This is a genomic window from Streptomyces sp. NPDC087844, from assembly GCF_044742785.1.
Taxonomy (GTDB): Bacteria; Actinomycetota; Actinomycetes; order Streptomycetales; family Streptomycetaceae; genus Streptomyces.
On the sequence record NZ_JBIUVD010000022.1, the window covers coordinates 1 to 17,965 of the forward strand.

General features: G+C 69.4%; 18 protein-coding genes. 9 read left to right on the forward strand and 9 right to left on the reverse strand.

Features of this window, described 5'->3' with window-relative positions; all coding sequences use genetic code 11:
• Positions 1-339 precede the first annotated feature (339 nt).
• The gene (locus tag ACIOKD_RS32740; RefSeq protein ID WP_402091249.1) at positions 340-1,164 is read right to left on the reverse strand and encodes a maleylpyruvate isomerase family mycothiol-dependent enzyme; all 825 of its coding nucleotides are present in this window, start codon (positions 1,162-1,164) and stop codon (positions 340-342) included.
• 154 nt (positions 1,165-1,318) lie between these two features.
• Between ACIOKD_RS32740 and ACIOKD_RS32745 the strand changes: the two genes are divergently transcribed.
• Positions 1,319-2,149, forward strand: a complete 831-nt coding sequence (locus ACIOKD_RS32745) for a carbon-nitrogen family hydrolase (RefSeq protein ID WP_402091251.1) — start codon at positions 1,319-1,321, stop codon at positions 2,147-2,149.
• Positions 2,150-2,305: 156 nt separating this feature from the next.
• On the opposite strand, the gene ACIOKD_RS32750 is transcribed toward ACIOKD_RS32745, so the two are convergent.
• Positions 2,306-2,800: an LURP-one-related/scramblase family protein gene (locus tag ACIOKD_RS32750; protein ID WP_402091254.1), complete on the reverse strand. Its 495-nt coding sequence runs from the start codon at positions 2,798-2,800 to the stop codon at positions 2,306-2,308.
• A complete protein-coding gene (locus ACIOKD_RS32755; RefSeq protein ID WP_402091256.1) occupies positions 2,797-3,756 on the reverse strand; it encodes a GlxA family transcriptional regulator in 960 nt (319 codons plus the stop codon). The genes ACIOKD_RS32750 and ACIOKD_RS32755 overlap by 4 nt, the downstream gene beginning before the upstream one ends.
• A gap of 162 nt (positions 3,757-3,918) precedes the next feature.
• Between ACIOKD_RS32755 and ACIOKD_RS32760 the strand changes: the two genes are divergently transcribed.
• Positions 3,919-4,326 (forward strand): cupin domain-containing protein, encoded by a 408-nt coding sequence (locus ACIOKD_RS32760; RefSeq protein ID WP_402091258.1) that lies wholly within the window; start codon positions 3,919-3,921, stop codon positions 4,324-4,326.
• 4 nt (positions 4,327-4,330) lie between these two features.
• Here the strand turns inward: ACIOKD_RS32760 and ACIOKD_RS32765 are convergent, their stop codons facing one another.
• A complete protein-coding gene (locus ACIOKD_RS32765; RefSeq protein ID WP_402091260.1) occupies positions 4,331-4,513 on the reverse strand; it encodes a DUF397 domain-containing protein in 183 nt (60 codons plus the stop codon).
• A 10-nt stretch (positions 4,514-4,523) separates the two neighbouring features.
• A complete protein-coding gene (locus tag ACIOKD_RS32770; RefSeq protein ID WP_402091262.1) occupies positions 4,524-5,369 on the reverse strand; it encodes a helix-turn-helix domain-containing protein in 846 nt (281 codons plus the stop codon).
• Between the two features lie 236 nt (positions 5,370-5,605).
• Here ACIOKD_RS32770 and ACIOKD_RS32775 point away from each other — a divergent pair, with 236 nt between their 5' ends.
• Genes ACIOKD_RS32775 through ACIOKD_RS32795 form a run of 5 tightly spaced genes read left to right on the forward strand, consistent with a single transcriptional unit; the run spans position 5,606 to position 9,533 of the window.
• Complete coding sequence (locus ACIOKD_RS32775) at positions 5,606-6,034, forward strand: ATP-binding protein (RefSeq protein ID WP_402091264.1); 429 nt, start codon at positions 5,606-5,608, stop codon at positions 6,032-6,034.
• Complete coding sequence (locus tag ACIOKD_RS32780; RefSeq protein WP_402091266.1) at positions 6,031-6,219, forward strand: hypothetical protein; 189 nt, start codon at positions 6,031-6,033, stop codon at positions 6,217-6,219. Before ACIOKD_RS32775 ends, ACIOKD_RS32780 begins: the two co-directional genes overlap by 4 nt.
• A 5-nt stretch (positions 6,220-6,224) precedes the next feature.
• On the forward strand, positions 6,225-7,394 hold the full coding sequence (locus ACIOKD_RS32785; protein ID WP_402091268.1) for a DUF262 domain-containing protein: 1,170 nt from the start codon (positions 6,225-6,227) through the stop codon (positions 7,392-7,394).
• Positions 7,391-8,524, forward strand: a complete 1,134-nt coding sequence (locus tag ACIOKD_RS32790) for a DUF3696 domain-containing protein (protein ID WP_402091270.1) — start codon at positions 7,391-7,393, stop codon at positions 8,522-8,524. The genes ACIOKD_RS32785 and ACIOKD_RS32790 overlap by 4 nt, the downstream gene beginning before the upstream one ends.
• On the forward strand, positions 8,505-9,533 hold the full coding sequence (locus ACIOKD_RS32795; protein WP_402091273.1) for a hypothetical protein: 1,029 nt from the start codon (positions 8,505-8,507) through the stop codon (positions 9,531-9,533). The genes ACIOKD_RS32790 and ACIOKD_RS32795 overlap by 20 nt, the downstream gene beginning before the upstream one ends.
• Before the next feature lie 78 nt (positions 9,534-9,611).
• On the opposite strand, the gene ACIOKD_RS32800 is transcribed toward ACIOKD_RS32795, so the two are convergent.
• The 3 genes from ACIOKD_RS32800 to ACIOKD_RS32810 form a co-directional block, all read right to left on the reverse strand.
• Entirely contained in the window at positions 9,612-9,863 is a 252-nt protein-coding gene (locus ACIOKD_RS32800; protein WP_402091275.1) for a DUF6458 family protein, read from the reverse strand.
• A 157-nt stretch (positions 9,864-10,020) separates the two neighbouring features.
• The gene (locus tag ACIOKD_RS32805; RefSeq protein WP_402091277.1) at positions 10,021-11,319 is read right to left on the reverse strand and encodes a M18 family aminopeptidase; all 1,299 of its coding nucleotides are present in this window, start codon (positions 11,317-11,319) and stop codon (positions 10,021-10,023) included.
• A 388-nt stretch (positions 11,320-11,707) separates the two neighbouring features.
• Positions 11,708-13,534, reverse strand: a complete 1,827-nt coding sequence (locus ACIOKD_RS32810) for an acyl-CoA dehydrogenase (protein ID WP_402091279.1) — start codon at positions 13,532-13,534, stop codon at positions 11,708-11,710.
• A gap of 274 nt (positions 13,535-13,808) precedes the next feature.
• Between ACIOKD_RS32810 and ACIOKD_RS32815 the strand changes: the two genes are divergently transcribed.
• Both ACIOKD_RS32815 and ACIOKD_RS32820 read left to right on the forward strand, forming a co-directional pair.
• Positions 13,809-14,306 carry an SseB family protein gene (locus tag ACIOKD_RS32815; RefSeq protein ID WP_402091282.1) on the forward strand — a complete coding sequence of 166 codons (498 nt, stop codon included), beginning with the start codon at positions 13,809-13,811 and terminating at the stop codon, positions 14,304-14,306.
• A gap of 324 nt (positions 14,307-14,630) precedes the next feature.
• The gene (locus ACIOKD_RS32820; RefSeq protein WP_402091285.1) at positions 14,631-15,602 is read left to right on the forward strand and encodes a pirin family protein; all 972 of its coding nucleotides are present in this window, start codon (positions 14,631-14,633) and stop codon (positions 15,600-15,602) included.
• Between the two features lie 91 nt (positions 15,603-15,693).
• On the opposite strand, the gene ACIOKD_RS32825 is transcribed toward ACIOKD_RS32820, so the two are convergent.
• On the reverse strand, positions 15,694-17,859 hold the full coding sequence (locus ACIOKD_RS32825) for a SpoIIE family protein phosphatase (RefSeq protein ID WP_402091287.1): 2,166 nt from the start codon (positions 17,857-17,859) through the stop codon (positions 15,694-15,696).
• Positions 17,860-17,965: the final 106 nt, after the last annotated feature.

The following is a 17,965-nucleotide window of genomic DNA, read 5'->3' on the forward strand; positions in this document are numbered from 1 at the left end:
GGCTTCGGGTGGCCCATTCGCGCCCGCTTTCCGCCCCACTCGCTGGTCACCGGCCCGGGGGGGGGGGGAGGGGGGGGGGGGGGGGGGGGGGGGTGGGGGGGGGGGGGCGGGGGGGGGGGGGGGGGGGGGGGGGGGGGGGGGGCGCCCGGGGGGGGGGGGGGGGGGGGGGGCGGGGGTGGGGGGGGGGGGGGGGGGGGGCGGGAGTGGGTTTCGCCCCCGCCGCCCCTACCCTCCCCCATCGTCACGTACTCGGGGGCGCTGCCCCCGAACCCCCGGTCCTCAAGCGCCGGACGGGCTGAGATGTTGCGGACGGGCTGAAAAAGAAGAACAGAGGCGGTACTACGGCGTGACCGTGAAGTGGTGGAGGATCGCCGCTGTCAGTTCCGGGTCGCCCTCTGTCTTCAGGCGGTCCGCGACCGCCTCCGGGGTCACCCGGCCGCAGGCCAGGCGGAAGTACGTCTCCCAGTCGAGGGCGAGGGTGGCGGCCGGGCCGAGGGAGGGGGCGCCGTCTATCGAACCGACGCCATCGGCGTCGACGCGGACCGTGCGCAGGAACTCCACGGGCCCGTGGACGTCGAAGACGACCGCCGAGTTGGCCGGTGCGCCCGCGTCCTTGGCGACGACCTTGGGGAGCCTGCTGAGCAGTACGTCGCGGGCGATGTACGCACCCGGGGAGTCGAGGTTGCCCGGCCGGCCGAGGGTGGTGCGCAGGTCCTGTTCGTGCACCCAGAGGTCGAACGCCCGGTTGCGCATGGACTCTTCGAGGGTGACCTCGGTGCCGAGCGGGCCGCGTACCAGCGTGTCGGGCCGGCGCGACTCGTTACGCAGCTGACGGTTGCGGCGGATGACCGTGTACTCCAGCTCGGAGGTCATCTCCGGAGCGGTGTGGTGACGGCGGACGTCGACCTGCATCTCCATGTACCGCTGGTGCTCATTCGTCACGTGGTACAGGTCGCGGGGGAGCGTGTGGATCGGCCGGGGATCGCCCAGCGCCTCGCAGTCGAGGCCGATCACATGGGAGACGATGTCGCGCACCGACCAGCCCGGGCATGGAGTCCGCCGGTTCCATTCGCCCTCCACCAGCGGCGACACCAGATCGGATATCGCGTCGATGGAGTGCGTCCAGGCATCGGCGTAGGACTGAAGGCTGGGATGCAGACTCACGGAACGGGACCCCTCGGGCGGTTGGGCGCGGGCAGTGCACAGGCAGCGGGTGTCTTGGGACGCTAAGTTACGCTGCTGTGAGGCACCCCGGCAGTGCTTTGGTGTGACGATCGTAGGCCTGTATCAAAGGCTCGGATGCCAGGACGGTGGTAGTGTGCGCGCCTCTCTCCTTCAGATCGCCGTGGACGACGGCGAATCGGTCGACGCCCGCAGGCAGCGAGTCGCCTCGCTGGTACGGCAGCAGACCGGTTCCGACCTGGTGATCCTGCCCGAACTGTGGACGACCGGAGCCTTCGCCTACGAGTCCTTCGACGCCGAGGCCGAGCCGATCGAAGGGCCCACTTGTGAAGTGATGGCCAAGGCGGCGAGCGACGCGGGCGTGTGGCTGCACGCGGGATCCATTCCCGAACGGGTGACGGGCGGGGCAGGAGCAGGAGCGGGAGCAGGGGCAGACGGGGGTCTGTACAACACCTCTCTTGTCTTCTCTCCCTCCGGTGACCTCGTCGCCACGTATCGCAAGATCCACCGCTTCGGCTTCGACAAGGGTGAGGCCGTGCTGATGGGCGCCGGCTCCGAGCTGGTCACCGTCCGGCTGCCCGAGACCACGGTCGGGCTGGCGACCTGTTACGACCTCCGCTTCCCCGAGCTCTTCCGGGGGCTCGTCGACGCCGGGGCCGAGACGCTCGTCGTCTCCGCGGGGTGGCCCGAGCGGCGGCGCTCGCACTGGACGCTGCTCGCGCGGGCGCGGGCCGTCGAGAACCAGGCGTATGTGCTTGCTTGTGGGACCGCGGGGGGGCATGCGGGGGTTCCGCAGGCGGGTTACTCGATCGTGGTCGATCCCTGGGGGGAGGTTCTCGCTGAGGCGGGGGCCGGGGAGGAGGTTCTTGTGGTGGACTTCGATCCTGCGCGGGTTGGTGTGACGCGGGAGCAGTTTCCCGCGCTGAAGGATCGGTTGTTGGGGGTTGCGACGCCGCGGCGTCGGTGAGGCGGGCGTTTTCCGCCCCCTCGCCCCCGTATCGCGCTGCGCGCTCGTCCTCAAACGCCGGACGGGCTGAAAGACGGCATCTCTCAGCCCGTCCGGCGTTTGAGGACCGGGGGTTCGGGGGCAGCGCCCCCGAGTCAGTGACGGGAGGAAGCGGGGTCAGTCCGAGTCCTTCTCCCGCTCCGCCAAGTGGATCACGCACACCGCCACCGCGATCAGCAGCGCCGGATCCGCGTCCTCCCGTACGACCTCGACGCCGTACGTCTCCCGCACCCGCAGCCAGCGGCGCGAGATGAGGGCGAGCAGTTCGCCGTCGTACTCGACGACGAACTCCCGGTCCAGGATCTTGCCGCTGACGTCCAGCTCGGTGCCGTCCGCGAGGGTGACGCGATAGTGGTTGCGCAGCAGCGACAGCCGTTTGCGCCGGAGGGTCGCCAGCGGCTCGCCGTCCCGCTCGACGACCATCGTGTCCCGCAGAGCGAGCATCTTCTTGTGGATGTCGATCAGCACGCGCCCCTGCCGGTCCTTCAGCTCGAAGGTGTCCCGCAGCCGCATCGCCTTGCCGTCAACGAGGAAGGCCTTGCGGCCCTGCTCGTCCTCGATCCAGTAGTCGTCACCGATACCCAGGAGCCGGTCGCGTACGAGGAATCTCATGTTCCTGGTGCTTCCCCGGTCGAGGGTCCGAAACGCCGCCGGTAGGCCGTAGGGCTGAGTCCCGTCTCGCGCCGCAGCCGGGTCCGCAGGTTGGCGGCGGTGCCCAGACCGCTGCGCCGCGCCACGATGTCGAGCCGTTCCTCGCCGCGTTCGATGAGCCGGCAGGCCAGTGCCACCCGCTCGCCGGTCAGCCACGCCAGCGGGGTCGTACCGAGCTGGGCCCGGAAACGGCGGTGCAGCGTGGCCGGGCTGACCGCCGCGTGCGTCGCGAGGTCCGTGACCGTGAGGGGCTCGCCGATCCGCTCCCCGGCCCAGGTGAGCAGCGGCGCCAGTGACTCGTCCGGTACGTCGGGCACGGGACGTTCGACGAACTGCCGCTGTCCGCCGTCGCGATGGGCGGCGAAGAGGAGCCGCCGGGACACGGCGTTCGCGATCTCGGCGCCGTGGTCGCGCCGGATGATGTAGAGGCCCAGATCGAGGGCTGCCGCGCTGCCCGCCGCGGTCAGTACGTCCCCCTCGTCCACGAACAGGACGTCCGGCTCCAGGAGAACCTTCGGGTGCAGCTCACGGAAGAGGTCGGCCCACTGCCAGTGCGTGGTGGCCCGGCGCCCGTCCAGGATTCCGGCCTCGGCGAGCGCGAAACTTCCTGTGCACAGGCTCACGATGCGGGCGCCCCGCGCATGGGCGCGCCGGACGGCGTCGAGGACGGCTTCCCCGCGTGGCACGACGTTGTCGGGGCGGCCGGGGACGACGAGGGTGTCCGCGCTGTTCACGGCGTCGAGCCCGGACACTCCGCTCAGCGTGAAGAAGCCGTGGTTCATCCGGACCTCGGGAGTGGGCGTGCACAGCGTCAGCTCGTACAAGGGGACCTGGGGGCCGAGTTCGGGGCGGGGCAGCCCGAACAGCTCGGTCGCGACCCCCACCTCGAAGGGGTTCGTGCCTTCGTCCACGATCACGGCGACGCGGTGCGGTTCGAAGCCGGGGCGGGGGTGAGAGCTGGGGTCTAGGTTGGGGTCAGGGACGGGGCCCGGGGCTTCATGCATGTGCTGCGAGGATCCATGCGGCATGTGCGATTTCTAGCACTCGTGTGCGGGGCCCGTCACGCCCACGATGAGTCCATGGTCAACCACTCCGTCACCAATGAACCCATCGCGCTCTCCGCGGCCCTCGGCTCCTTCAGCGACCTGTGGAGCCCTCGTATCGTCACGTCGGTCAACGACTACGACGTCCGCGTGGCCAAGGTCGAGGGCGAACACCTCTGGCACGTTCACGACGACACCGACGAGTTCTTCCTGGTCCTGAACGGCGAACTGCACATCGCGCTGCGCGAGACGGCCGGCGAACGCACGGTCGTCCTGCCCAAAGGCAGCGTCTTCACGGTCCCGCGCGGCACCGAGCACAAGCCGTACGCCCCTGTACCCACCGAGATCCTCGTCCTCGAACCGACCGGCACCTCCACGGTCGGCGACCGCCACGACGAGGTACCGGACCACGTGGACGCGACGACGGGGCATGCGTTGCGCTGAGCCGTCACCGCCGTTTCACTGCTGTGAGCAGGGCGTTCAGGGCGGTGGGGGTGGGCGAGAGTGTGGTGGTCGGGGTGTCGCTCTCGCGGAGGTGGAGGGTGGTGGGGGTGGCTGCTATCTCCAGGCAGTCCTCATCGCCCCCGCCTCCGGAGAACGACGACTTCTGCCAGTGGACATCGGGAGACATAGGGGCCCTTTCAGAGGTCCTGGGTGATACGGCGGATGAGGTCGAGGGAAGCGTCCTGTGCGGCGGCGGCACTGTCAACGCGTTCCCAGCGGGCTCGGTAGCGGTGCAGTTGGGCGGGGGCGTCTATGAAAACGGCTCCGTGGGCGGAGTCGAGTTGCACGGTGTCCAGTTGAGGGACGGATCCGCCGATGTACTGCATGGCATGCCCCGCGCCTGCGAAACCGTCGACGGTGAAGGGAATGACGCGGACCGAGAGGCTGCCTTTCTCGGCCACCTGGAGGATGTGCTCAAGCTGAGTTCGGGCGACATTTCCACCACCGACAAGCATACGTAGCGCCGCCTCGTGGATGATCACGTCATATGGCGTTCCGGTGTCGAGCACCTGCTGGCGCCGCATCCGGAACGTGACGCGTGCTTCTCGATCAACCTCTGGAAGATCGGGTTCCACGAAGATCGAAGCCGCGCGCACGTGTTCCTCGGTCTGCAGGACGCCGGGAATGTGCACAACCTGGAACGTGCGCACGTACGACGCATGATGTTCCAGCTCGGCAAGGTCGAGGGCCGCAGGAGGCAGAACGCCGCGGTACTCCTCCCACCAGCCCTGTCCCTGAGTGTTCGCCATCTCCGCCAGCGCGTCGACGAGTTGGGCATCGTCACAGGCGTAGATGTGAGCGAGTCTGCGCAGCCGCGCTTCGCTGATGCCGTTCTTCCCGGCCTCGATGTTGCTGATCTGCGCCTGGCTCGTGCCGAGGAACCCGGCCGCGTCGCGGGACACCACACCTGCGGCCTCGCGCAATCTGCGCAGCTCAGCGCCGATGCGCAGCTGCCGCGCGGTGGGGGTGATCCTCGGTGGCATGGCGTCTTCCCTATCACGTGAGAGTGCAGTTCGTCTGACGAGGTTGCGTGGGTGTAATTATCACCGCTACCGTCATCATCGTACTCACGGAGAGTGCCCATGTGGTCACCCATCCGCAACCCCCGCACGCCCGCCCCCCGTTGGAAGCGCCACCCCGACCGTCGACGCCGGGGCGCCGGACAGCAGCGTGGCCGGGCCGACGCAAACCCCCCTCACCTCACCGGAGTCGATGCCCCATGCCCTCGTACACCCTCATCTGCCCACCTCGCGACACCTCCCCCCACATCGCCCGCGAGTTCGTCGCCACCGTCCTGCACACCCTGGAACTGGACCGCGCCCTCGTGGACGACGCGATCCTCTGTACCTCTGAGCTCGTCACCAACGCCTGCGTACACGCCAAAGGCGACGGCACCGTGCTGTGGCTGGCGGTGGAGGAGGGGCGGCTGCGGGTGGTGGTGTACGACGGGGACGAGAACCCGCCGGTGATAAGGGAACTGTCGACCGAGACGTGGGAGCGTGGCGGCGGCCGGGGCCTGTACCTGGTGGACAGCCTCACGGCGGGCCGCTGGGGCCACGGTCCGGACATCCCGTACGGCGGGCAGACCCACCCGGAGGGCAAGGCGGTCTGGTTCGACCTACCCGTACCGCGTCCGGTGGCACCATGACCGGGCGGCAGCAGCAGTGGCAGCAGCGGGAGCGGGAGTTGGAATCGGCGGCCGTGCTGCTGGGTGTCGCCCGCTCGATGGCCGTCGGTCGGAGCGGCGGGGCGACGAAGAAGTACCGGTCCGGCACCGGGCGGAGGAGATCGGCACAACGCCGCAAACCACCACACCGCCCGCCCCTAGGATGACCCGCATGGCAATCGAAGGTGCTCAGACGCCCCCGGACGTGGTGGAGGACGTGTTCGACGGACGCGCCACGGACATCGAAGTGGAGGATGCCGGCGAGGACACCACCCATATCCGGCGGCCATGGAACCCGGACCAGATCAGGGTGAACACGAGCCAGTTCTCGCTGCGTAACATCCTCGACCAGATCGACGAGGGCTCCATCGAACTTGCCCCGGACTTCCAGCGGTTGCAGGTGTGGCGGGTCGACCAGAAGTCCCTGCTCGTCGAATCCCTGCTGCTGCAGATCCCGCTGCCCGCCTTCTACTTCGCGGAGGACGCGGACGGGTCGTTCAGGGTCGTCGACGGCCTCCAGCGGCTGTCCACGCTGCACTCCTTCGTCCGGGGAGGGGAGACAGGCTTCGCCCTCGGCAAGCTGGAACACCTGGACGACCTCAAGGGCCTGCGCTTCAGCGATCTCCCCGTACCGTTCCAGCGGCGCATCAACAACACTCAGCTGATCGTCAACGTGATCGACCCGACGACACCGCGCGGCGTCACGTACGAGATCTTCAAGCGGATCAACACGGGCGGAACTCCGCTCAACGCGCAGGAGATCCGGCACTGCATGAGCAGTCCGCGCAGCCGGGACATCCTGCACCGGATGACCCACACGGACGCCTTCGCCAAGGCCACCGGCGGCCGTCTGACCAACCACATCCGAATGAACGACCGGGAGATGGCGCTGCGGTTCGCCGCGTTCTGGCTGAAGGGCGTGGCGGCGTACCACGAACGGCCGGTCATGGAGCAGTTCCTCATGGACACCACCGAGATGCTCGACTCGGCGAAGCAGGTGCCGGACGAGCGGGTGGCGGAGCTGGAGGCCGCCTTCGAAAGGGCGATGGGCCACGCGTACCTGGTCTTCGGCGAGCACGCCTTCCGCAAGTGGCCGCAGGGGGACGACTACCGTCGCCCGATCAACCGCGCCCTGTTCGAGACCTGGTCCATGGCCCTGGCCGACCCCGACCTCACGACCGCGAATCTGCGCACGCGACGCACGGCGATCGTGCAGGCCGCCCGCGAGCGGATGACCGCCGACGTCACCTACCTCAACGCCATCACCTCCTCCACCGCCGACCGTCACCGTGTGGACTACCGGTTCAAGGCCGCCGTGGCGGATGCCGGAGCCGGCCGGTGATCACTTCCCTGGAGATCCGGGGCTTCAAGCGGTTCGAGGCCCAGTCGTTCGGCCTGCGCCCGCTGACCGTCCTGACCGGAGTCAACGGCGGCGGCAAGAGCACCGTGATCCAGTCCCTGCTCCTGGCGAGGCTGGCGGGTACGGCAGGCATGGCGAGCGGCGCGTCGGGTGGAGGCACGGTCCGGCTGAACGGTCCGCTCGGGCTGGCCCTCGGCGAGGCACGGGACGTGCTGAACTGGACGTCCGACGCGCGGGAGATCACCGTACGGCTGGGCGGCCCGGACGGTGAGTCATGGGTGTACGTCTTCGGTCTGCCCGACGCCGAGCAGGCGCTGCACCTCGACGTACGGCGGCTGCCGGTGGCGCTCGTGCCCGGCATCGGACCACGTGTCGTGGATCCCGCTTTCACTTATCTGTGCGCCGAGCGTCTCGGCCCACGCGACACGCTGGCGGTGTCCGCCGAGGAGCCGGACCGGATCGGGGTGGGGGTGCGGGGCGAGTTCACGGCACAGGTGCTGGCGCTGCGCGAGTCGCGCGTGGTCAGTACCCGTGAGGAGGTCCGGGGCTCGCTGCGCCATCCGAAGGCCGCCGGTTCGCAGTTGAGGGTCCAGGCCGAGGCATGGGCATCGGAGATCATCCGGCCGCTGCGGATCACCGCCCGGGTTGCCGTGGGCATCATGGCCGGGACGATCCGCTTCGGCGAGCCGGGCCTCATCGGCGAGGAGATCCGCCCGGCCAACACCGGTTTCGGCGTCTCGTACGCCCTCCCCGTCATCGTCGCCGGCCTCCTCACCGAGCCGGGTGACCTGTTGATCGTGGAGAACCCGGAGGCACATCTGCACCCCACGGGACAGTCGCGGCTGGGCCGGTTCCTCGCGCGGGTGGCGGGCAGCGGGGTGCAGGTCGTGGTGGAGACGCACAGCGACCACGTCCTGAACGGGGCCCGGCTCGCCGTGGCGCAGGACCGCTCCCTCCCGGCGGAGGACATGGTGACGCACTACTTCGACCACGATCGGACCCTGCCCATCGACATCAACGACAAGGGTGAACTCAGCCACTGGCCCAGCGGCTTCTTCGACCAGATCGAGACCGACCTCGGGAGGCTCGCCCGTGCTCGACGTGGCAGGTGACGACGGACGGAACGTCTCGGGTGCCGCCCCGGTGACCGATGCCGATGCCGACTACCGCGTGGTCGTCGGCGAGGAGTGCTTCGACTGGCGGGAGCTGACGGACTCCGGTCTGATCGATGCCCTCGACGCACTCGCCGAGTTGTTGGAGCCACTGGCCGACGGCCGCAGGGCCGCGTTCATGGATCCCGCGTACGACACCGAATGCCGCCCGTCGATCGCGCTGCAGGACGCGCTCTACTCACCGGACGGCGTACTGCCCCGTGACGAGCGGGTTCGTCTGCTGAAGCTGCTGGGCAAGTGCAAGCGCGTGGAACCCGGCGAGGCGGATCTCCCCCAGCCGGTCCGTGTCGGCGACGGCCCTTGGCGCGAGCCGTCCTGGGGCACGGCACATGCCCTGGCCAGAGCGGCGGAAGGCCGAGCCATGTCCTGCCTCCTCGCACCGTATGCCAAGGAACCCGACTGGCCGTCCGGATGGGTCACCGTCACGCGGACGACGGAGGCGGGCCACGACGAGGTGAAGGCGCACGTGCTGCGGTCGCCGAAGGACGCACCGGGCTTCTGGCGAGGCCTGCTCACCGACGAACCCGTCGGGGCCGAGCACTTCTTCACCTTCATGGTGGACGCGTTTCCCCAACTGCTCTTCGCCGACTCCCTGCGCCTGCATCACTTCAAAGGTACCTACACCGAAGTTCTGCCCTGGCTGGTGAAGCTGCTCGGCGCGCTCAACGACCACTTCACCGGGACACTGGTCGACTGTGGCGGCGACCTGAGCCAGGTCATGCGCAGATTCGACGCGCTGGGTCTGGACATCTCACCCGAGAGCGCGAACACGAAGAAGAACGCGAAGGCGTGGGAACAGCGCAACGTCGACCATGAGGGCGCCACCTACCGCTGCGACTGGCACGGCAAGCGCTTGTGGGACCGCGACCGGGTGCACTTCTCCCTCCCGATCGCCGCGTACGACGACCGGGTTCTTGTGGGGATCTTCGTGGGACATCTGGCGACCTGAAGTCACCTCGGTCGACGCGAAGTCGCCACACCCTGGTACGTGTATCAGGTGAGGCGTGTCAGGTGACGCCTACGCCGGTCAGCCGCCGTAACCGTCGCTGTAGCCGGTGGTGTTGCGGTGGTGCTGGTCGTCGATCACCGTGGTGGTCGGCGGCGCTATGACGGCTCGCCGACGCTTGGCGATGCTGCTGAAGGTCGCCACGCCGATCAGGCCGACGATCATGAAGATGACGCCGACCAGGTCGAGGTTGACCCCCTGCATGTCCCAGTCGGTCGCGAACGTGAGAATCGCTCCTGCGGCGATCAGAATGATGCATCCGCCCAGGCCCATGGATGTCGCCTCCTGTTGCGCACGGTCTCGTGCCGGGCCCGGAGACCGTACGGTTCCCGGGTCCGGGTTCGAGTACCCGGGCCCGGCATCTCCATGCAGCAGCGGACTCGGTCCCTCCGTACGGAGTGGACGGTACTTCGGGAAGCGGTGGGCCCAACTAGCCCTCCAGGAACGCCACCAGCGCGTTCGCCAGCAGGAACGGGTCGTCCGCGCCGCACAGTTCGCGGGCGCTGTGCATCGACAGGATGGCCACGCCGATGTCGACCGTCTTGATGCCGTGGCGGGCCGCGGTGATGGGCCCGATGGTCGTGCCGCAGGGCATGGAGTTGTTGGAGACGAAGGTCTGGAAGGGCACGCCGGCCTTGTCGCAGGCCATGGCGAAGACCGCACGGCCCGAACCGTCCGTGGCGTAGCGGTTGTTGACGTTCACCTTGAGGATCGGGCCCTTGCCCGCGCGCGGGTGGTGCGTCGGGTCGTGCCGCTCCGCGTAGTTCGGGTGCACGGCGTGACCTGTGTCGGAGGAGAGACAGACGGTGCCCGCGAAGGCGCGCGCCCGGTCCTCGTACGATCCTCCGCGCGCGAAGACCGAACGCTCCAGGACGCTGCCGAGCAGCGGGCCGTCCGCTCCCGTGTCGGACTGGGAGCCGTTCTCCTCGTGGTCGAACGCCGCGAGGACCGGGATGTACGGCAGCGCCTCCTCGGAGGTGGCCACGGCCGACAGCGCCGCCGTACCGGCGTGCACGGACAGCAGGTTGTCCATGCGCGGGCCCGCGACGAGGTCCCTGTCACGGCCCAGGTAGGCGGGCGGTTCGATCGAGTGGACCATCAGGTCCCAGCCGATGGTCTCGCCCTCGGGGATTCCGGCCTCCTGCTCCAGGAAGCGGATCAGATCGCCGTCGTGCACGTCGTCGCCGAGGCCCCAGACGGGCTGCAGATGCCGCTGCTTGTCGAGCTTGAGGCCCTCGGCGCTGACGGAACGGTCCAGGTGGATGGCGAGCTGCGGCACCCGCAGCAGCGCGCGGTCGATGTTCACGAGCCGGGTCGTACCGTCCCGCAGCGACAGCCGTCCGGCCAGCCCGAGGTCGCGGTCGAGCCAGGAGTTGAGCAGCGGACCGCCGTAGACCTCGACCGCGACCTGTCTCCAGCCGTGGCCGCCGTTGTCGGGGCGCGGCTTCACCCGCAGGTTGGGGGAGTCGGTGTGCGCTCCGACGATGCGGTAGGGGGTGTGCGGCTCGGCGCCCTCCGGCACGTACCAGGCCACGATCGCGCCGCCGCGCAGCACGTACTTGCCGCCCGTGGTCCCGTCCCACGCGTCGGTCTCCGCGACCTGGCGGAAGCCGGCCTTCTCCAGCCGCTCGGCGGCGTTCGCCACCGCGTGGTACGGGGACGGGCTCGCCGCCAGGAAGGACATGAGGTCGTCGGTGTGGCCGCGGTCGAAGCGTGGGGGTGTGCGCATGGGTTCACCTTAACGACGTACGAGGGCCCGCTCCCGGGGAAGGGAACGGGCCCTGGTGAGGGGTATGTACAGACGGCTCCGCCGAGGAAGGGGGAGCGTTGGCCGGTGGGGGCCGGTGGGGGCCGGTGCGGGCCGGTGGGGGGCGGCCGCGCAGTTCCCCGCGCCCCTGGAGGGCGGGGCTGCGCCCCTGCCCGGTGGGCTGCGCTCTCGGGTGCGGGTCGCGTGTGGCCGGCCGCGCAGTTCCCCGCGCCCCTGGAGAAAGGCGGGGGCTGCGCCCCGCCTTTCTTCTTCAGCTCTTCTTCAGCCCGTCCGGCGTTTGAGGACGAGCGCGTTCAGCGGGATGCGGGGGCCCGGGGGCGGCAGCCCCCAGAGGTGGGCTCCGGTCAGGTCAGAACGCCGTCTCGTCCAGCTCCATCAGGTCCAGCTCGACCGCCTCGGCGAGCTTGCGCGCGCCGGTGACGCCCGGCAGGACGTTCGCGGCGAAGAACCTGGCCGCCGCGATCTTGCCGGTGTAGAACGCACGGTCCTTCGCCGAGGCCGTCTCCAGCTTCTCGGCGGCCACGGCCGCGCCCTTCAGGAGCAGGTAGCCGACGACGACGTCACCGGAGGCCATCAGCAGGCGGGTGGTGTTCAGCCCGACCTTGTAGATGTTCTTGACGTCCTGCTCGGTCGCCGCGAGGTCGGTGAGCATCAGGCCCACGATGGCCTCCAGCTCGACGGCCGCCTTGGCGAGGTGCTCACGGGCGCCGGACAGCTCCTCGCCGCCCGTGCCGAGCGCCAGGAACTTCTTGATGTCCTCGGCGAGCGAGTTCAGCGCCGCGCCCTGGTTGCGGACGATCTTCCGGAAGAAGAAGTCCTGTCCCTGGATCGCGGTCGTGCCCTCGTAGAGCGTGTCGATCTTCGCGTCGCGGATGTACTGCTCGACCGGGTACTCCTGGAGGAACCCGGAGCCGCCGAAGGTCTGCAGCGACTGGGCGAGCTGCTCGTAGCCCTTCTCGGAGCCGTAGCCCTTCACGATCGGCAGCAGCAGGTCGTTCATGGCCTCCAGGACGGTGGCGTCCGCGCCCTCGGCCTCCTTGACCTGGATCTCGTCCTGGATCGCGGCGGTGTGCAGCACCAGCGCGCGCATGCCCTCCGCGTACGCCTTCTGCGTCATCAGCGAGCGGCGTACGTCCGGGTGGTGCGTGATGGTGACCTTGGGCGCGGTCTTGTCCATGAACTGCGCGAGGTCGGGGCCCTGGACGCGCTCCTTGGCGTACTCCAGGGCGTTCAGGTAGCCCGTGGAGAGCGTGGAGATCGCCTTCGTGCCGACCATCATGCGGGCGAACTCGATGATGCGGAACATCTGGCGGATGCCGTCGTGCTTGTCGCCGACGAGCCAGCCCTTGGCGGGGTGGCGGTCGCCGAACGTCATCTCGCAGGTGTTGGAGACCTTGAGGCCCATCTTGTGCTCGACGTTCGTCGCGTACACGCCGTTGCGCTCGCCCAGCTCGCCGGTCTCGAAGTCGAACTCGTACTTCGGTACGAGGAAGAGGGACAGGCCCTTGGTGCCGGGTCCCGCGCCCTCGGGACGGGCGAGCACGTAGTGGAGGATGTTCTCCGACATGTCGTGCTCACCGGACGTGATGAAGCGCTTCACGCCCTCGATGTGCCAGGAGCCGTCCTCCTGCTGGACCGCCTTGGTGCGGCCGGCGCCGACGTCCGAGCCGGCGTCCGGCTCGGTGAGCACCATGGTGGAGCCCCACTGCTTGTCCACGGCGATCTTCGCGATGTGCTTCTGGACCTCGTTGCCCTCGTCGAAGAGGATGCCCGCGAACGCGGGGCCCGAGCAGTACATCCAGACCGCCGGGTTCGCGCCGAGGATCAGCTCCGCGTACGCCCAGATCAGGGAGCGGGGCGCGGTGGTGCCGCCGATCTCCTCGGGCAGGCCGAGCCGCCAGTACTCGGAGTCCATGAAGGCCTGGTAGGACTTCTTGAAGGACGCCGGCACGGGCGCGGTGTTGGTCTCCGGGTCGAAGACCGGCGGGTTGCGGTCGGCGTCCGTGAAGGACTCCGCCAGCTCGTTCTCCGAGAGGCGGGTCAGCTCTTCGAGGATGCTCTTGGCGGTCTCGGTGTCCATCTCCGCGAACGGGCCGGTGCCGTACAGCTTGTCGCGCCCGAGCACCTCGAAGAGGTTGAACTCGATGTCGCGGAGATTCGACTTGTAGTGCCCCATGGCGACGGCTCCGTTAAAGGATCGGGGAGGTGGTGATTCCTCGTACCTGGTTCGGGCTACGTGGTGCGGGTCTGGTGCAGGTCTGGTGCGCGTCTGGTTCACGTACCGACTAGTAGCTACGATGATGCTACCCGTCGGTAATAAGAAGCAACCCCTGTTTGCCCAAGTGTGAGCAGGGTCTACATTCGGCTGCGAGTCGAGGGGTCCGCCACCTGTTCGAGGAAATAGGCCAGTGGCGACCTTGGGCCCCCGTGCCGTCGGTACTCTTGCCCCCATGTACGGCTACGACCAGAACGTGGGACCGGGGCAGCAGCAGTACACGCAGCCCCAGCCGCCGCCGCAGCAGCAGATGCCCGGTGGGGTCGGCGGGGCCGGCGGGTACGGCCAGCAGCCGCCGCTCTACCCCGAGCCGTCGCCGCCCTCGCTCGCGGACGCGGTGCGCGCGTTCACGACGGGCTCGCTGACCCCCGAGGACTTTCAGCAGGTCTTCGCCACGTCCAAGGTCTACTGCCCGCGCGGCGACAATCCCGGCTTCCTGGCGCTGCACAACACGCAACAGCCCGTGATCCCGATGTTCACCTCGCTCAAGGAGCTGCGCCGGTACGCCGGCAAGGAGTCCAAGTACTTCGTGATCACCGGAGCCGAGGTGATCGATCTGCTGCCCACCGGCTACGGCTTCGTCGTCGACATGGAGGGCGAGCACCGCATCGTCTTCGACGCGAAGGCGGTCGAGCAGATGGTGGACTTCGCGATGCGCCGGATGTACGGCTGAGCCCGCAGTCTTCAGGGACGCGGGGAACGGCGCAGTCTTTCGCCCTTCAGGGGCGCGGGGAACGGCGCAGTCTTTTGGGGGCGCGGGGAACTGCGCAGTCTTTTGGGGGGCGCGGGGAACTGCGCGACCAGCCGCAGACCGGCCACAGACCGGCCGCAGCCGCAGCCGCACGACGACCTCACTCCTCTCACCCCGCCCGATCCCCGATCCCTCACCCCGCCCCCGCACCCAAACGCCTGGAGGGAATTCCCTCCAGGCGTTTCGTGTTGCGGGTGGCAAGAAGTTCTACGTTCAACTAAACTCCGAGCACAAGGAGGTACCGACATGCCTGCAGTGACCGTCGAGAACCCGCTGACCCTGCCCCGTGTGGCGGCATCGGCAGAGGCCGTCGCCCGTCCCGTGCTCACCGTGACCACCGCGCCCAGCGGTTTCGAGGGTGAGGGCTTCCCGGTCCGACGCGCGTTCGCCGGGATCAACTACCGCCATCTCGACCCGTTCATCATGATGGACCAGATGGGTGAGGTGGAGTACGCGCCGGGAGAGCCGAAGGGCACCCCCTGGCACCCGCACCGCGGCTTCGAGACCGTGACCTACATCATCGACGGCGTCTTCGACCACCAGGACTCCAACGGTGGCGGCGGCACGATCACCAACGGCGACACCCAGTGGATGACGGCGGGCTCGGGCCTGCTGCACATCGAGGCCCCGCCGGAGTCGCTCGTCGTGTCGGGCGGTCTCTTCCACGGGCTCCAGCTGTGGGTGAACCTGCCGGCCAAGGACAAGATGATGGCGCCGCGCTACCAGGACATCCGCGGTGGTTCGGTCCAGCTCCTCTCCACGGCCGACGGCGGCGCGCTCCTGCGGGTCATCGCCGGTGAACTGGACGGCCACGAGGGTCCCGGCATCACGCACACGCCGATCACCATGGTTCACGCGACCGTGGCGCCCGGCGCCGAACTGACCCTCCCGTGGCGCGAGGACTTCAACGCCCTCGCGTACGTGATGGCCGGCCGCGGCAGTGTCGGAGCGGAGCGCCGTCCGGTCCACACCGGCCAGACGACCGTCTTCGGAGAGGGTTCCTCGCTCACCGTCCGCGCGGACGAGAAGCAGGACGCGAACACTCCTGACCTGGAGGTCGTCATCCTGGGCGGCCGGCCGATCCGTGAGCCGATGGCCCACTACGGCCCGTTCGTGATGAACACCCAGGACGAGCTCCAGCAGGCGTTCGAGGACTTCCAGAAGGGCCGCCTGGGCACGGTCCCGGCGGTGCACGGCATGTCGGAGGGCGGGCTCTAGAGCTCACCGGGACGACTCACCGGTAACGACTCACCGGGATTGACGAAAAGGGGCCCCGTCCGGTTCGCGAACCGGACGGGGCCCCTTTTCGTCATTCGGACCCCGCCCCGGCCCCTGCCCCGACCCCCTCCTCGTACAGCTCGAACCAGATGCTCTTGCCCTCGCCCCGAGGGTCCACCCCCCACGCGTCGGCGAGCAGCTCGGTGAGGACCAGGCCCCGGCCGGAGGACGCCAGTTCGCCCGGGTGGCGCCGGTGGGGGAGGTCGTCGCTGCCGTCCGACACCTGGATCCGTATCCGGCGGTCGTCCGCCGCGCCCGTCATCTCGGCGACGAGGAGCGCGTCCCCGTCCGTGTGGACGAGTACGTTCGTGACCATCTCGGAGACCAGCAGGACCGCCGAGTCGACCTGGTCGACGGAGGGCCAGTCGTGCAGGAACTCCCGCAGTTGCTGCCGTGCCAGCGCGACCTTGTGCGGCTCGGCCTGCGCGACGGTCAGCATGGTGCGCCGCACGGTGGCCCGCGTGGTCGCCGAGACGTCGGGATCGCAGCCCTCCTCCCCCGCCCGGCACAGCAGCAGCACCGCTATGTCGTCCTCGCGGCGGTCCGCCAGGGGGCCCGTCGTGTGGTGCGAGGAGGGCCCGTGCACGGCCCGGACCAGCGCGTCGGCGAGCACCTCCATGTCACCGTCGTGGCTCTCCAGGATCTCGCGGATCCTGAGCCAGCCGGTCTCCAGGTCGTGCCCGCCGGTCTCGATCAGCCCGTCCGTGCAGATCAGCATCGTCTCGCCGGGCTCCAGCACGAGCCGTGTCGTCGGATAGTCGGCGTCCGGGTCGATACCCAGCGGCAGCCCGCCCGCGGTGGGCCGGGTCAGTACGGTCCCGTCCGCCATGCGTATCGCCGGGTCCGGATGCCCGGCCCTGGCTATCTCCAGCACGCCGCTCTCCGGGTCCACCTCCACGTACAGGCAGGTCGCGAAGCGTGGGTCCGCGATCTCGTCGTCGGAGGTGATCCCGCACAGGAAGCGTGAGGCGCGGGAGAGGACCGCGTCCGGGCGGTGTCCCTCCGAGGCGTACGCCCGCAGCGCGATCCGCAGCTGGCCCATCAGCCCCGCCGCGCGTACGTCGTGGCCCTGGACGTCGCCGATGACCAGCGCGAAGCGACCGCCGCCGGGGTTGGTCCGCGAGGTGCCGCCGGGCAGCGGGATCATGTCGTACCAGTCACCGCCCACCTGGAGCCCGCCGCCGGTGGGCACGTACCGGGCGGCGACGCTCATGCCGGGGATCTTCGGCCCCAGGGTGGGCAGCATCGAGCGTTGCAGCCCGTCGGTGAGTTCCCGCTCGGACTCGGCGACCCCGGCCCGGGAGAGGGCCTGCGCCAGCATCCGCGCCACCGTCGTCAGCACGGACCGCTCGTCGGGCGTGAAGGTGACCGGATACGTGAAGGCCGCCATCCACGCGCCCATCGTGCGTCCCGCCACCGTGAGCGGCAGAAACGCCCAGGACTCCCGGCCGAAGCCCTCGGCGAGCGGCCAGGCGGCCGGATAACGGCCGCGGTAGTCGTCCGGGGAGGACAGATAGACCGCGCGACCGGTGCGGACGACCTCCGCGGCCGGGTAGTCCGTCTCCAGCGGCATGTGCGAGAACGGCTCCTCGTCACCCGGCTGCTGCCCGAAGTGGCCGATGACGGTGAGCCGGTCGGCCTCCGCGCCGAAGACCGCGAGCCCGTCCGGTGAGAACCCGGGCATCGACAGGCCGGCCGCGACCCGCAGCACTTCCTCCGTGTTCCGTGCCTCGGCCAGCGCACGCCCCGCGTCCAGCAGGAACGCCTCACGCGAGCGCCGCCAGTCACCGGTCACGGGCGTACGCGCCGCGGCGCCCGGCGACGGCTCGGTGACCTCCTGGAGGGTGCCGATCAGCTGGTACGCCCCGGTGTTCGGGTCGATCGAGGGCTTGGAGCGGCTGCGTACGGTACGGAGCACGCGGCCCTGGTCGTCCATGACCCGCAGCCGCAGCTCGGCGAGTGTTCCCTCGGCGGCGGCGAGCTGGACGACGCCGTTGACCTCGTTCCAGTCGACGGGGTGGAAACGGGCCCGTACGCCTGCCTCTGTCAGCACGGTCGGCTGCGAGAGCAGGCCGAGAAGCCGGGAGGCCTCGGCATCGAGGGTGACCTTCCCGGCGGCGTCGTCCCACCTCCACAGGCCGGTGGCGAGGGTGACGAGGACATCCCCCACGGACGGAAGGGGATCACCTGTGCGCATTGACCCACTGTATGAACAGGGGAACGAAGGGTGCCACCGCGGCCCCGCCAACTATTGCGGACGGCGATCACGGGGCGGCCGGTACGCTTGCACGTGTTTCACGTGA